Genomic DNA, 14,464 nt, shown 5'->3' on the forward strand with positions numbered 1-14,464 from the left:
AAGCGACTCTGCGAGTTTACATGCTCCGAGCACTGCTCGAACCAGGCTTGATCGAAGAGGGTGTCGAAGAGCGCGGCCCGGGTCCGAGTCGATCATCGAAGACCGCTCACCGTTCCGCAGCGACTCGATCGAGTGTAGACACACCTTGAGAGGACGTCAAGTCCGGACCCGGATCGACCACCATCAGGGCGATCCGGGCCTCGATCGCCCCTGTGCGGGCGGCTTCTCAAGGCCCTCGACTCACGCGGACCCCACACCGGGTCACACGATCACGTCGGCTGTTGTCAGACATGAACCGTCTTGCCCGGATCATGTCGAGTCCAAACCTCGCCTTGGGTACCGGATGGGCGAGGGGCCGACCCCCTATCGGAGATCGGCCCCTCTTCCGTCCTTCGACGGCCCGGTGGCAGTCGCCGTCAGCCCTTCAGAACGACGCCACCGACATTGCGCTTGCCCTTGCGCAGCACGACGAACCGCTCCTGGAGCACGTCGTCCACGCTCAGCCTCGCCTCGACGTCGGTGACCTTCACGTTGTTCACGTAGGCACCGCCCTCCTGCACCGCGCGACGGGCCGCCGACTTGCTCGGGGTCAGCCCGCTCAACGCGAACAGGTCGGTGACCAGCATCTCTGTCACCGGCCCCTCCACCTCGGCCTTGGGCACCTCGGAGAGGGCGGACTCCAGCGTGCGCGCGTCCAGCTCACCGAGATCGGCCCGGCCGAAGAGGGCCAGGCTGGCCTCCTTGACCTTGCGCGTCTCCTCCTCGCCGTGGACCAGCGTGGTGAGCTGCTCGGCGAGGACACGCTGCGCGGCACGCGCCTGCGGCCGCTCCTCGGTCTGACGCTCCAGGTCGGCGATCTCCTCCTGGGACAGGAAGGTGAACACCTTGAGGTAGCGGGAGACGTCGCGGTCGTCGGCGTTGAACCAGAACTGGTAGAAGGCGTACGGCGAGGTCAGTTCGGGATCGAGCCAGACGGTACCGGACTCGGTCTTGCCGAACTTGGTGCCATCGGCCTTGGTGAGCAGGTTCGTGGTCAGACCGTGCGCGGACCCGTGGGGCTCGTTGCCCTCGATCCGGCGGACCAGGTCCAGGCCGGCGGTGATGTTGCCCCACTGGTCGGAACCACCGGTCTGGAGGACGCACCCGTAGCGGCGGTAGAGCTCCACGTAGTCGTAGGACTGGAGCAGCACGTAGCTGAACTCGGTGTAGCTCATCCCGTCTCCGTCGAGGCGGCTCTTGACCGTCTCACGGGCCAGCATCTGGTTGACGCTGAAGTGCTTGCCGATGTCGCGCAGCAACTCGATCGCGTTGATCTGGCCCAGCCACTCGCCGTTGTCGGCGAGGATCGCGTCGGTCGGCGCGGGCGTCTCCCCCTCCGGTGTGAAGCGCAGGAAGGAGGAGAGCTGGCCGGCGAGGTTGCCGACCCAGCCGCGGACCGTCTCCGGCGAGTTCATCTGCCGCTCGGCGTTGGGCTTGGGGTCTCCGATGAGACCCGTTCCCCCACCGACCAGGGCGATAGGCCTGTGGCCGGCCCGCTGGAAACGGGCCAGGGTCAGCGCCTGGGTGAGGTGTCCGACGTGCAGGCTGCCCGCGGTCGGATCGAAGCCGCAATAGAGGGTGATCGGACCATCGGCCAGCGCCTTGCGGAGTGCGTCAAGGTCGGTCGTCTGCGCGATCAGTCCGCGCCACTGGAGTTCGTCGATGATGTCGATCACGGTGTAGCTCTCTGTCGGATAGGCGGGCCCCGCGGCCCGATCTGCCTAGCAGTGTAGGGCCTGTTCCCACGGCCACGAAGAGACTTTCCCGTGCCCCCGCCCCCTCGGAGCCCCCGGGGTCCACGTGTACGGCCCCGTGGAAACGGCGATCGGGCCGGTTCCATGGGGACCGACGCCCATCGTCACGACGCGGACGTCCCTCCGATGTCGTCCACGTCACCCCTCTTGACCTTCGTGGCTAATGGCATTAGCTTTAAAGCTAACAGCATTAGCCGAACGGAAGAGGGCCCATCATGCACCACCTTCGACGCCCCGAAGGACGGATCGCCTACGACCTCTACGGGAACGACACCGACGGGACCCTGGTGATCTGCGTACCGGGCATGTTCGATCACCGGGCATCCTTCCGCCTCGTCGGCCGGGAACTCGCCGCCGCCGGCCACCGGGTCGCCGTCATGGACCTGCGCGGCCACGGTGACAGCGACACCACGTTCACCTCCTACGACAGTCGTTCGACCTCGACCGACGTGCTCGCCCTGGCCGAGGAACTGGGAGCGGAGCGGGTGGTCATGGCCGGGAACTCGATGGGGGCCGCGGCCGTGACCATCGCGGCCCTCGAACGCCCCGACCTGGTGTCCGGCATCGCCCTGCTCGGCCCCTTCCTTCGGCCCTCTCCCCCGGGTCCGGTGGCGCGGACCCTGTATCGGACCCTGCTCATGCGCCCTTGGGCCGCCCGGGCGCTCACCTTCGTCTATGACCGGCTCCACGCCGGACGCACCCCCGAGGGGCACGAGGAACAGAAGGAGCGGATCCGCCGGATGACCCGTACCGCCGACCGTCGTCGGGCGATCACGAAGACCCTTCAGGCCCCCAACGAGACCATCGATCGTGCCGAGGGCCTGGCGGCGGAGGCGGTCGTGATCATGGGAGAACTGGACCCGGACTGGAAGGACCCCCGCTCCGAGGCGGAGTGGGTCGCCTCCGTCGTCGACGGCCGCGCGGTGATGGTCCCCGAGTGCGGCCACTACGCGCAGTCCCAACGCCCCGACGTGGTCTCCTCCGTGCTGCTCGATCTCGTCGAGCGGGTGAACGCCGATGCCTAGGGCCGGACTCACCCCGGAGTCGGTCGTGGCCGAGGCCGCCCGCCTGTGCGACGAGAGTGGCTTCGACTCGCTCTCACCCGCCGCCCTGGCCAGAAGGTTGGGCGTGGCCACCCCCAGCCTGTACAAACACGTCGCCGGCCTGGACGAGCTGCGCCGCGGGGTGGCCCTGGCCTCCGTGACGGAACTGGCCGACCGGCTGCGCTCCGCCGTGACCGGCCGTTCCGGTGCCGAGGCGGTGCACGCCCTCTCCCTGGCCTATCGGAGGTACGCGCACGAACGTCCCGGGTGTTACACGTCGTTGCAGCGGGTACCGCGGCCGGAGGACGCCGAGGCCCACGCGTTGTTCGCCCGACCCGTCGAGGTCATCGCGTCGGTCCTTCGAGGGTTCGCCATCCCCGAGGAGAGGATGGTGCACACGATCCGGACATTGCGCAGTTCTCTGCACGGGTTCGTCGACCTGGAGATCAACGGCGGCTTCGGACTTCCGGAGGACGTCGACGAGAGCTTCGCCCTGTTGGTCGACGGGATCGTCCTTCTCCTCGAACGCCGAACCTAGACGCTCCCGTACCGGCCGCTTCTCCCCCGCACCTCGGCCTTGGCCGCGCCGATGAGGCGTACACGACCCTCGGTGGCATTCCGCGCCGCCCCCGTGATGGTCCACCCTTGAAGGGCCTGATCATCCCCCGCTCGGTGCGGGAGCACAGAGGTTGGAGTCCCCTGCATGTCAGAGAAGTCCTCCGGTAAGGGCGGCAAGTCCGCCTCCCGACCGACGGCGATCATCAGCACGCTGATCGGCGTGGTCGTGATCGTCGTGGTCGTGCTGCAACAGCTCGGTGTGATCGACCTGGAGGTCGGCGAGAGCACCCCCGACGCGAACCCCTCCCCCGGGGCCTCCGCCACCGATGTCGACCAGGCCAGGGCCTGGCTGGACGAACTGCGGGTCGAGGAGGAGAACGATCCCGACGGTTACGACCGGGGTCTCTTCCCCCACTGGGACCGCGGGGTGGAGGGCAACTGCACCACCCGACAGATGGTCCTGGTCCGGGACGGCGAGGGTGTGGAGACCGACGACGACTGCCGGCCGGTCTCGGGCAGTTGGTACAGCGTGTTCGACGGCGAGACCTTCACCGACCCGCAGGACATCGACATCGACCACCTGGTCCCGTTGAAGGAGGGGTGGCGTTCGGGTGCCCACGCCTGGTCGACCGAGGAGCGCCGCCGTTTCGCCAACGACCTGGAGGAATCGCCCCAGCTGTGGGCGGTCAGCGCGTCGAGCAACCGTTCCAAGGGTGACGCCGACCCCGGGGACTGGCTGCCCCCGTTGGAGTCCTTCCACTGCGAGTACGTGACGGCCTGGATCGAGGTCAAGCACGTGTGGGACCTGAGTGTGGACCCCGCCGAGGAGGCCGCCATGCGTGAGGTGTTGGAGGGCTGCTGACCCGGCCCGACCCCATGAGGAGGCGCTCTCGTGTACGAGGGCGCCCCCTCACCTTCTCGATCAGGCCGGGTTCTCGCCGGGCGTGATCCCCCGGGCGACGGCGAGCATCTCGTCCGTCCCCAACAGCCCCGAGGTGTCACGGACCTCCACGGCGACCCCCTTCTCGGGGACCCAGAAGGCCTCGGCGGCCCCGTAGAGCCCCGACGTGTCGTCGCGGTCGAAGTCGGCCAGATCCCAGGAGTCGGGATCCCGTTCGTGGTAGTGGGCGAGGAAGGAACGGACCGAGGCCAGGTCGGTGAGCCCCTCCCCCCGCATCACCAGGACCTGGAGCACCACCTGGAAGCCCCCGCCCTCCTTGGCCTGTTCCCAGGCCCGGGTGGTGAAGACGACGTCCTCCCACTCGTAGGAGAAGTCCGAGGGCGAGGCCTGTGGTCCGACCGTCTCGGGCAGGTGGGTGATGGTGAATCCGTCCAAGGGTCCTCCTCTGGGGCCGGCGGCGGCGCCCGCCGCGGTGAGAACGAGTGAGAGCACGGTGGTGAGGACCACGAGGGCCCACCTGGTCAGGGGCATGGTCACCTCCACCGGTGACCTCGGGACCGTCCCGGACCACCGGATACCTCCATGGTCGGCCGGGGAGGGGGTCCGGTACCAGAGTGTCCTCGAACCTGTGGACAACCCCGCTCCGACACGCCCGGACCGACACGGGACGGGTCACCACCCGGCGACGTACCCGTCATAGAGGAACTCGGCGATCGCCAGGGAGGAGGTCGCCGCGGGAGAGGGCGCGTTGCGCACGCAGACCACACGCCCTCGGGTGTCCACATGGAAGTCGTCCAAGAGGGAACCGTCCCGGCCGAGCGCCTGGGCGCGCACCCCCGCCTCGGCGGGACGCAGGTCGGCGGCGGTGATCTCGGGAAGCAGACGACGTGCCTGGGCGGCGAAGACCGAGCGGGAGGCGGAGACGAACGTCTCCCGCGCGCCCACCGTCCAGTGTCGGCGGGCCAGCCGCCAGAAACCGGGCCAGGAGAGGGTCTTCGCGAGTTCCCGGGGGACCAGGTCACGGGCGCGGTAGCCCTCGCGCGCCGTGGCCAGGATCGCGTTGGGGCCCGCCATGACCTCGCCGTGGACGTGGCGGGTCAGGTGCACGCCGAGGAAGGGGTAGCGGGGGTCGGGTACGGGGTAGAGGAGCCCGCGTACGAGGTCCCGGCGTTCGGGGACGATCTCGTGGTAGTGACCGCGGAAGGGGACGATCCTGGGGTCGGCGTCGGCCCCCGCCATCGCGGCGAGTCGATCGCTCTGGAGTCCGCCGCAGACGATCAATCGGTCGAAGCGGTGGATGACCCGTTCGCCCTTGGGGTCTCCGGTGAGGACCTCGGTGCCGTCGTGGTCCTGTCGCACGTCGATGACGGGGGTGTTGAGCAGGACGATTCCCCCCGAACGCCGCAGGTCGTCGGCGAGCTGCTCGGCGATGGCGACGTAGTCGGTGATGGCCGTCGTGGGCGAGTGCAGCGCGGCAAGTCCCACCGAGTGGGGCTCGATCTCTCGGATGCCGTCGGGGCCGAGTCGGGTGACGCCCGGGACGCCGTTCTCCTCGGCCCGACGCTCGATGTCGTCGAGGCGGGCCTCCTCTTCGGCGTTGACCGCGACGAGGAGCTTTCCGACCTCCCGGTAGGGCAGGTCGTGCTCCGCGCAGTACTCACGGAGCAGGCCGACGCCCCGACGGCAGAGCGTGGCCTTGAGGGATCCGGGCCGGTAGTACAGGCCCGCGTGCACGACCCCGCTGTTGTGACCGGTCTGGTGGGCGGCGACCCGGTTCTCCTTCTCCAGGACGGTGACCCGGGCGCCGGGGCGGTGGAGGGCGATGTGGCGGGCCAGGGCCAGGCCGACGATCCCCGCCCCGATGATGCCGATGTGTTCGGTGCTGCGCATGGGCGCACGCTAGCAAGGCGCGTCCGCGCTCCGGCGTCCGGGTGTCCCGACGGTCCCCGGGCGGCGGGGACCGATCCTCTTCAGAGGGCGCGCAATCCGACCAGGACGGCGTGCAGGATGTCCTGGCGTTCGAGAGGGCGGGAGGGGCCGCAACGTTGGAGGGCCCCCTCCTCCATCATCTCGGCCACCATGCCCCGGACCTGGCCGACCGGCAGTCCGACCTCGGCGGCGAGTTCGACGATGGTCCTGGCCCGCAGGGCGTGGAGGAGAAGGGCCTCGCGCTCGGGTCTGAGCCATTCGCGATGACCCGGGGTTCTCGCCGCGACCACGAGGGTGAGCAGGTCGAGGTCGGCGTGGCCGTTTCCGACGCTCCCGGCCCGTTCCGGGATCCCCACGTCGATGGCGTAGGGACGCAGGAAGCGTTCGTCGTCCTCCCCCTCCTCGTGACGCGGTGACCGTCGCGGCTCGGTCCGCGGGGCCTCCCTCCATTCCTCGCGGCGGGCGTGGCGACCCTCAGCGTTCACTGTGTCCTCCTGGTGGTGTCCTGGTCGGGAAGGGCCCGGTCCCGTTCGGCCCGGAGGGGCCGAAGGGACCCTGGGGCCCCGAGCCTTCGAAGGAGCCGTGCGGACCGGTGCGGCCGACCGTCCCCTGGGGGCCGGAGGGGGAGGAGGGGTTCTGGGGTCCCGAGACACGCACCGGGTGGGGCGTGGGCTGTCCCAGGGGGCCCGGGAAATTGGGGGTGCCGTCGGAGGGGCTCACCGCGGCGATCGGGTTGTCGGCGGGTTCGAGCAGGCTGTCGGGGACCAGGGCGGTGGCCCGGGTGCCCCCGTAGGGCGAGGGGTGGAGCCAGACCCGGATGCCGTGACGCTCGGCGAGACGGGCGACGACGAACAGCCCCAGGCGGGGGTCGTCCGGCAGCGCCATCACGTCGAACTCCGGTGGCCGGGTGAGGGTGCGCTCGGCGGCCGCGTAGCCCTGTTCGGACATGCCGAGCCCGCGGTCCTCGATCTCCACCAGCAGTCCGCCGGTCACGGGGGTGCAGCCCACGTCCACCGGGGTGCCCGCCGGGGAGAACTGGGTGGCGTTCTCCACCAGTTCCGCGAGCAGGTGGACGATGTCGGCGACCGCCTGTCCGTGCATGAGCACACGGGGCGCCGAGGTGAGGCGGACCCTTTCGTAGTCCTCGGTCTCGGCGATGGCGGCGCGCAGCACGTCGAGGACCGGTCGGGGTTGGCGCCAACGGCGGGCGGACTGTCCGCCACCGAGGATGATGAGGTTGTCCGCGTAGCGGCGGGCCCGGGTCGCCAGGTGGTCGAGTCGGAAGAGTCGGCGCAGGGCGTCGGGGTTCTGCTCGTTGTACTCGATCTCGTCGAGCAGGCGCAGCTGTCGTTGGACGAGGGTCTGGTTGCGGAAGGCGATGCCGAGGAAGGCGCGGTTGGCGCCGCGGCGGATCTCCGCCTGACGGACGGCGGCCTCGACCGCGGTGATCTGTGCGCTGTCGAAGGCCTCGGCGACCTGGCCGATCTCATCGTCGCCCTGTTCGTCCAAGGGCGGGAGCTCGTCGATGACATCGACCTTGCGGCCCTGTTGGGCCCGTTCGACGATCTCGGGCAGGTCGGCGTCGCGGTCCAGGATCTGTTCCCGAAGCGACGAGAGGCGTTCGCTCAGGCGTCGGGAGGAGCGTCCCACCAGGGCGATCGCGAACACCCCGCCGAGCAGGGTGACGGCGGCCCCGGCGACGCCCAGCCAGACCCTCAGGAGCGCGGCGCTCCAGGCCAGGTCGACGGTGCGTTCGGTCTGTTCGCGGGCCAGGGTGTCCAGGGCGTGGACGGACGGGATGGACGAGGCGTCCCATTCCTCCGCCCCGACCTCGACCTCGGAGTTCCATTCGCTCAACGGCGCTCCGTCGACCCCGTCGCCCCCTTCGGCCACGGGGGGCCGGGTGACCACGCGTCGGCTGAGCTGTTCGGCCGCCTCCCAGGTGGGTTCCTCGGTCGAGGCCCGGTACTCGTTCCTGAGTCCGGCCGGCATCGCGTTGACGGTGCCGTCCAGCGTGGCCCGGTAGGAGGCGGTGAGGAAGGTGAAGTGCGCCGTCTCCTCATAGGTCATGCGTTCGGCGGCGATGACCCCGGCGAGCAGGGCGTCCGCGGTCGCGTAGTCCTCTCGGGCGTTGACGAGTTCCCTGGCCACCACGGCGTCGGTGAGGTTCTCTCCTCCGTCGGTCGTGTTGATGAGGGCCGCGGAGGTGTTCAGCAGGGACTCTATGAGCGTGCGGTAGCCGACCAGGATGTGCTCTCGGTCGGTCGAATGCTCGTCGACCATCTCTCGGAGCCGTTCGACCCCCTCCGGTGTCTCCTGGACGATGCCCGCGCCTCGTTGGAGTTCGTCGTCGCGGTCCCCGACGAGGTCGGTGGCCAGCCCGACGGCCTCGGCCAGGGCCTCGTCGCTCTCGGAGCGCTGTCGCTCCAGCTCCTCTTCGACCGTCGAGACGTCTCCTCTGTCCTGTTCCCCGAGGTGGACCAGGGACAGACGGCGCTCGGTCCGCAGCTCCTCGGCCGCGACGGAAAGGACCTCCGTGCCCTGACGCGCCTGTCCTACCGCGCTCATGAGCTGAACGGCCTGGGCGGTGCCGATGGCCGCGACGATCAGCCAGAGCGCGAGGAAGCACAGGCTCGGGATGAGGACGATGCGCGTGAGCTGACCGCGGATCGTCCTGTTGGACGCGTGGTTTCTGAGCATGGCCCCTCCAGCCCATGCGGGGTGCCGAGGCTTCCGGGAGAGGTGCCACGGCGGCTTTCGGTCCTGCCGAGGCTATCGAAAAAACATTGCCGTACGCTGTCGAACAATCACGAATAGTTATCCACGCGCTCGGGAAAACCGGGCCGAAACATGCTAGGTGGACCTTGGATGCGGCCGAACGCGCAGGTCAGGACCGTGAAAGACAGAACAGGGCCGCCCCGTCTCCGGGGCGGCCCTGTCGTGGTTCCTGGCGGGGCGTGTCGCGTCTCAGGACTCGGGGCGGTGTCGGGAACCCACCGGCGCGGGCAGCTCGTCCACGGTGGGAGGCTGCTCGACACCCAGGGAGTTCAGGACCTCGGCGTAGCGCAGGGCGGCGATCTTGCCGAGCAGGCTGTCGGCGCCCAGAGGCGCGCCGGGGCGGGCCCCGTGGCGTTCGGCCAGCTCCTGGAGTCTATGGGCCGGGAACTCCGGCCCCAGGGCGCTGGGGGCGATGACGGGACGTCGGATGCCTCCCTGCCGGAGCTGCGCCATGATCTGGTCCATGGCGGCCTCGTCCTCCAGGTCGGCGGGGAGCACCGTCAGGCCCAGACGGGCCGCGAGCAGCACCGCGCTCACACCGGCGGCGCCCACGGCGCCCTCACCACCGACGGCACCGACGACGACGCCGTCGGCCATGGTGGTGTTGCGCGCGGTGACGCTGATCAGGCGCATCCGGTCGGCCCGGACGAACCCGGACTCGGCCAGACGCAGGTGGAGGACCTCGGCGAGCATCGGGTGCGGACCGAGTCCCTCGGTGATCCTCACGTTGGCGCCCGAGCGGGCCACGGCGGCCTCGATCTCGGCGTTCACGGCCGCGTGGGGGGCGGTGACCAACGGGACCACGACCCCGGTGAGCGGGCGGTCGTCCCCGCCCTTCAGGTCGGCCAGGGCCTCGGTCAGGGTCTCTCGGTCGCCCTCGAGGTGCCCGTAGCGGATGGTGACCTCGGGGCGGTAGGCGCGGACGAGGTCGGCCATCCGGGCGCCGATCGACTCGCCGTCGGCCCCCCGGGCCTGATCGGCCGTACCCGGGACCGCCATGATCAGAGCGGGGGTGCCGAACCAACTGTCGAAGGACAGGGGATTGCGGTGACGTCCGGAGCGCCGCTTGGGCAGTTCGCGTGGGGGAAGTCGGTCAGAGTTTCGCATACCAGGATTCAGACGAGAGGGCGGATGGCGGACAAGCGGTGGTCGCTGCCGCGACATTGTAGCGTTCAACACCACATTCAGGGGTGTATGTCCTGAACGTATAACGGGCCTCCCGGGCCTCGTGCCCAGGGGATCCCGGGTCAACCGCTCATCGCCGGCCTACGGCCGTCGATGACGTGCGTCACCAGGGAGACGAGGACCTCTTTGGCGGATTCGCGTTCACGGGCGTCCGCCACCAGGACCGGAACCGCGTCGGAGAGGTCGAGGGCCTCACGCACCTCCTCCGCCCGGTAGGGGGTGGATCCGTCGAAGCGGTTGACCGCCACCACGAAGGGCACCCCGCGCTGTTCGAAGAAGTCCACCGCGTGGAAACAGGTGTCGAGCCGGCGGGTGTCCGCCAGGACCACCGCGCCCAGCGCGCCTTCCACCAACTCGTCCCACATGAACCAGAACCGATCCTGGCCCGGGGTGCCGAAGAGGTAGAGCACGATGTCGTCGTTGATGGTGATGCGGCCGAAGTCGAGCGCCACCGTGGTGGTGGTCTTGTTCTCCACACCGCCCAGGTCGTCGACGCCGTAGCTGGCCTCGGTCATCACCTCCTCGGTGCTGAGCGGGGTGATCTCGCTGACGGCCCCGACCAGGGTGGTCTTGCCCGCGCCGAACCCTCCGGCGACGATGATCTTGACGGCCTGGGGGATCGCCTCGTACGCGCTCGACCGGTTCTCAGAGTCTGCGGATGCCATCGAGTACCGCCTGAAGTACTTTCTTCTCGGGAAGCTGGGTCATGGGCGTGGCCGCCCGGGTACGGACGTCCCCTTCTGCGACGAGGTCCCCCAGGAGCACCTTGACCACGGTCAACGGGATGTCCAGACGCGCGGAGATCTCCGCCACCGAGATGGGGCGCCGGCACAGGTCGAGGATCGCCTGCCGCTCGGGGCCGCGCGAACGCTCACCGGGGTCTCGGGCCGCCATCACGATGGTGATCAGGTCCAGCCCCCGCCCCGCGGCGGCGGGTCGGGTCCGTCCCTTGGTCATGGTGTAGGGGCGTACGAGGGGTCCGGCGGAGGTGTCCTTGGGCAGAAGCCCCGTGGAGGGCCCCTCGGAGACGGGGTGGCCACGACCGTGGTACCGGCCCCCCTGCCGGGGCACGGGTGGGGACTCCCCGTGCCGGCCCTTCGAGTCGCTCACGAGCCGGCACCTCCCATGGCCGTGAGTTGGCCGGGCCTGCGTGGCGCGGCGGTGAGGAACTCCCCCACCCGCTTGACCCGCAGGTTCATCTCATAGGCGACCAGCCCCACGTCCGCGTCCTCGGTCGCCAGGACCGCCAGACAGGCTCCCGCCCCCGCCGCCGTGACGAAGAGATAGGAGTACTCCATCTCCACCACGGTCTGTCGGACGTCGCCGCCTCCGAAGTGCCTGCCGGTGCCCCGTGCCAGACTCTGAAAGGCCGAGGCCAGCGCCGACAGGTGCTCGGCGTCCTCCGGCCTGAGTCCTCGGGAACGGCCCAGCAGCAGTCCGTCGGCCGACAGCACGATCGCGTGGCCGGCCCCGACGACGCGGTCGACCAGATCGTCCAGGAGCCAGTCCAGGTTGTCCGCGGCCTTGCTCTTGCCCACCATCTCAGTCGCTCTCTCCCGTGTGGTCGTCGGCTCCTGCACCGACCTGGTCATCACTGCTGTGTCCGTGCTCGTCCGCGCCGACGTCCCCGGCCCGGCCACGCCGCGTCCCCGCGCTGAAGGCGTCCATCATGCGGCGCGCCTGTTCGGGGGTACGCCGCGTCGACGTCGGCGGGGAGGACGACGCGGACGACGCGCCATCGCGGAGTTGAGGGGCCAGACTGGCCTGCTTCCTACGTCTGGGCAGTCCCTCCCGATCGGGTCCGGCGCCGACCCGACCGTTGTCCTGTTCGATCTCGATGTCGCCTCCGTGATCGGCCCCGGTCGTCCGTGCCGCGGCGATGGGCCTCGCGCGTTCGGCGCCGCCGCTCCGACGGGCCTCACGTTTGGGCAGCGGCGCCGGGGCCCCTCCCTCGACCGGCAGGTCTCGTTCGGCGGGCCGCAGGTCCGGGACCTGGCGGAGGAGGGGGGCGGGGGCGTGTTCGACCCGACGGTCCTCCCGGGTCTCCTCCGGGTGTTCGGGCACCGGGCGCAGCATCGGGCGTACGGCCCGGGTCCGCTGCTCGGCGCCGGCCGAGAGCAGGTCGGCGGGGCCCAGGCGTTCCCGCTCCGGGGCCCCCATACGGATGGGGTAGGGGGCTCCGGAGGGCTCCTGGGCCGCCCCGGGCGCGACGAGGGTGTTGGGGATGAGGACCACGGCCCGGGTGCCCCCGTAGGGCGACGAGCGCAGATGCACCCCGATGTCGTGCTTGTGCGCGAGCCTGGCGACGACGAACAGGCCGAGGCGACCATCGGTGCCCGAGGTCATCATGTCGAACTCGGGAGCGTCTGCGAGGGTCCCGTTGGCCTTGTCCAGAGCCTCCTCGGTCATACCCAGACCGCGGTCCTCGATCTCGACCGCCACCCCCTTGGGTACCTTCTCCGTCCGGATGGTGACGTCGGTGTGCGGCGGCGAGTAGGCGGTGGCGTTCTCCACCAGTTCGGCGAGCAGGTGGATGACGTCGGCGACCACCGCTCCCACGAGGGACAGGTCCGGGGTGGAGGCGAGCTCGACCCGGGCGTACTCGTCGGTCTCGGAGATCGCGCCGCGCATGATGTCCACCAGGGGGACGGGGTGGCGCCAGCGCCGTCCCGGCTGGGCCCCGCCCAGGATGATGAGGTTCTCGGCGTGCCGCCGTCCGCGCGTGGCCAGGTGGTCGAGTTGGAAGAGGCTCTCCAGGAGATCGGGGTCCTCCTCTTCGCGTTCCACCCGGTCCAGGAGCTGGAGTTGACGCTGGACCAGGGACTGGTTGCGGTGCGCGATCCCGAGGAAGACCCTGCTGACCCCGGCCCGGGTGTCGGCCTGCTTGACCGCGGCGCCGATCGCGGTGCGTTGGGCGATGTTGAAGGCGTCGGCGACCTGGCCGATCTCGTCCCGACCGTGGTCGAGCTGTTTCATCTCGGTGTCGAGGTCGACGCTCTCCCCCTCCTCCAGGCGGCGCACGATCCTGGGCAGGTCGTTGCGCGCCACCGCCAGGGCCTCGGCCTTCAGTCGGGCGAGGCGGTGGGTGAGGCGGGCGGCCGAGCGGGCGGCCACACCGTAGGCCACGGTGCCCGCGAACAGGGAGATGATGCCGCCGCCCAGGGCGAGGGTGAACATCCGGGCCGCGGCCGCCTCCACGGCCGAGACGACCGCCAGCGACCGTTCGGAGACGGCGCCCGCCAAGGCGGTGTCGACCCCGTCCGCGACCGAACGCCAGTCACCGATACCGGTGGGCGGCTCCGGAAGGCGACTCTGTTCTCCGGTGAAGGGGTCGATCTCCACCGGGGCCTCGTAATGGGAGACGGCCTCGGTGATCTCCATGGCACGTGACCAGTCCCGCGAACCGATGATCCGTTCGGCGGCATCGGCCCCCTCGCTCCGGGATCCCTCGGCCAGGGCGTCCAATCTGCGATCCGCGTCGCCGATCAGCGAGGCGACCTGGGACTGCTGTTCCCGATCGAGGGAGTTCTCGCTCAGGACGCCGCTGATGACGGCGTCGGCGTGGGCGAAGCCCTCCTGGGCCCAGAGCAGGTCGCCCGTGGCGGCGGCCTCGACACCGGCGGGGCCGTCGTCCAGACCGCGGACGGAGCCCTCGTACAGGCGGGCGCCGATCCTGATCGCCTCGGTGTAGGCGTCCAGGGTCTCTCCGAGGTCGCCGGGGCGCTCCAGGTTGGCGGAGCGCACCGTCTCGACCGTGTCGACGGCTTCGAGGAAGCCGCCCTCCCGCGTGTCGGGGATGGCCTCCAGGGTCGAGCGCACCGCCCGCACGTCCGTCAGGGCCAGATCGGTCTCCTCGACGGACTCCATCAGAGCGCGCCGGGTCTCTTCCCCCGGAGCGGTGAGGTACTCGGCGCTCAATCGACGCTCGAGTTGAAGCGCCGTCAACGCCGTCGTGATCTCGGTGGCGGCCCGGCCGTCGGTGACCGACGAGCGCAGCGATACCGCCTGGGCGAGCGTGGCGGAGCTGAGCATGACGAACAACGCGAGAAAGGTGATGCTGGGTATCAGCACGATGCGGCTGAGCTGAGTCCTGATGCCGCTTCCCGCGCCTCCCGACTGTCCCACTGCGCTCCTCCCCGGCGTTTACCACGGACACCGGACAGCACGCGTCCGTGTGGCGTTTACCGCGCGGGTCGTCACGGTGCGCGCAGAGGAGAACACGTGTTGTGCCCGCAGACACAGGACGCTACCGCACTCACCAAGGTCTCGCGGGGGGA

The 14,464-nt window shown here is 70.2% G+C and carries 13 protein-coding genes; 3 read left to right on the forward strand and 10 right to left on the reverse strand.

The features are described from left to right. Positions 1-416: 416 nt before the first annotated feature. Positions 417-1,715 (reverse strand): tyrosine--tRNA ligase, encoded by a 1,299-nt coding sequence (gene tyrS / locus U9J66_RS25705; protein WP_161110163.1) that lies wholly within the window; start codon positions 1,713-1,715, stop codon positions 417-419. Positions 1,716-2,008: 293 nt separating this feature from the next. On the opposite strand from tyrS, the gene U9J66_RS25710 reads away from it, so the two are divergent. The 3 genes from U9J66_RS25710 (at position 2,009) to U9J66_RS25720 (ending at position 4,256) form a co-directional block, all read left to right on the forward strand. Further along, positions 2,009-2,818, forward strand: coding sequence for an alpha/beta fold hydrolase (locus U9J66_RS25710; RefSeq protein ID WP_326339012.1), 810 nt, complete (start codon positions 2,009-2,011; stop codon positions 2,816-2,818). Next, positions 2,811-3,374, forward strand: a complete 564-nt coding sequence (locus U9J66_RS25715) for a TetR/AcrR family transcriptional regulator (protein WP_017535161.1) — start codon at positions 2,811-2,813, stop codon at positions 3,372-3,374. Before U9J66_RS25710 ends, U9J66_RS25715 begins: the two co-directional genes overlap by 8 nt. 165 nt (positions 3,375-3,539) lie before the next feature. After that, positions 3,540-4,256: an HNH endonuclease family protein gene (locus tag U9J66_RS25720; protein WP_017535160.1), complete on the forward strand. Its 717-nt coding sequence runs from the start codon at positions 3,540-3,542 to the stop codon at positions 4,254-4,256. Positions 4,257-4,316: 60 nt separating this feature from the next. Here the strand turns inward: U9J66_RS25720 and U9J66_RS25725 are convergent, their stop codons facing one another. The 9 genes from U9J66_RS25725 to U9J66_RS25765 all read right to left on the reverse strand — a co-directional run bounded on the left by U9J66_RS25725 (position 4,317) and on the right by U9J66_RS25765 (position 14,312). Further along, positions 4,317-4,826 (reverse strand): hypothetical protein, encoded by a 510-nt coding sequence (locus U9J66_RS25725; protein WP_014908255.1) that lies wholly within the window; start codon positions 4,824-4,826, stop codon positions 4,317-4,319. 141 nt (positions 4,827-4,967) lie between these two features. Further along, the gene (gene lhgO / locus U9J66_RS25730; RefSeq protein ID WP_326339015.1) at positions 4,968-6,185 is read right to left on the reverse strand and encodes an L-2-hydroxyglutarate oxidase; all 1,218 of its coding nucleotides are present in this window, start codon (positions 6,183-6,185) and stop codon (positions 4,968-4,970) included. Between the two features lie 80 nt (positions 6,186-6,265). Then, positions 6,266-6,709 carry a DUF742 domain-containing protein gene (locus U9J66_RS25735; protein ID WP_014910245.1) on the reverse strand — a complete coding sequence of 148 codons (444 nt, stop codon included), beginning with the start codon at positions 6,707-6,709 and terminating at the stop codon, positions 6,266-6,268. Further along, positions 6,699-8,924, reverse strand: coding sequence for a sensor histidine kinase (locus U9J66_RS25740; protein ID WP_161110167.1), 2,226 nt, complete (start codon positions 8,922-8,924; stop codon positions 6,699-6,701). Before U9J66_RS25740 ends, U9J66_RS25735 begins: the two co-directional genes overlap by 11 nt. Positions 8,925-9,191: 267 nt before the next feature. Next, complete coding sequence (locus tag U9J66_RS25745) at positions 9,192-10,109, reverse strand: sirohydrochlorin chelatase (RefSeq protein ID WP_026125111.1); 918 nt, start codon at positions 10,107-10,109, stop codon at positions 9,192-9,194. 140 nt (positions 10,110-10,249) lie between these two features. Then, on the reverse strand, positions 10,250-10,852 hold the full coding sequence (locus U9J66_RS25750) for a GTP-binding protein (RefSeq protein WP_014912751.1): 603 nt from the start codon (positions 10,850-10,852) through the stop codon (positions 10,250-10,252). Next, positions 10,833-11,297 carry a DUF742 domain-containing protein gene (locus U9J66_RS25755; protein ID WP_161110169.1) on the reverse strand — a complete coding sequence of 155 codons (465 nt, stop codon included), beginning with the start codon at positions 11,295-11,297 and terminating at the stop codon, positions 10,833-10,835. Before U9J66_RS25755 ends, U9J66_RS25750 begins: the two co-directional genes overlap by 20 nt. After that, positions 11,294-11,728 carry a roadblock/LC7 domain-containing protein gene (locus U9J66_RS25760; protein ID WP_014908347.1) on the reverse strand — a complete coding sequence of 145 codons (435 nt, stop codon included), beginning with the start codon at positions 11,726-11,728 and terminating at the stop codon, positions 11,294-11,296. Before U9J66_RS25760 ends, U9J66_RS25755 begins: the two co-directional genes overlap by 4 nt. 1 nt (position 11,729) lies before the next feature. Continuing rightward, a complete protein-coding gene (locus tag U9J66_RS25765) occupies positions 11,730-14,312 on the reverse strand; it encodes a sensor histidine kinase (protein WP_042283775.1) in 2,583 nt (860 codons plus the stop codon). Positions 14,313-14,464: the final 152 nt, after the last annotated feature.

This window comes from Nocardiopsis sp. LDBS1602, assembly GCF_035818715.1.
In the GTDB taxonomy this organism is placed as follows: domain Bacteria; phylum Actinomycetota; class Actinomycetes; order Streptosporangiales; family Streptosporangiaceae; genus Nocardiopsis; species Nocardiopsis alba.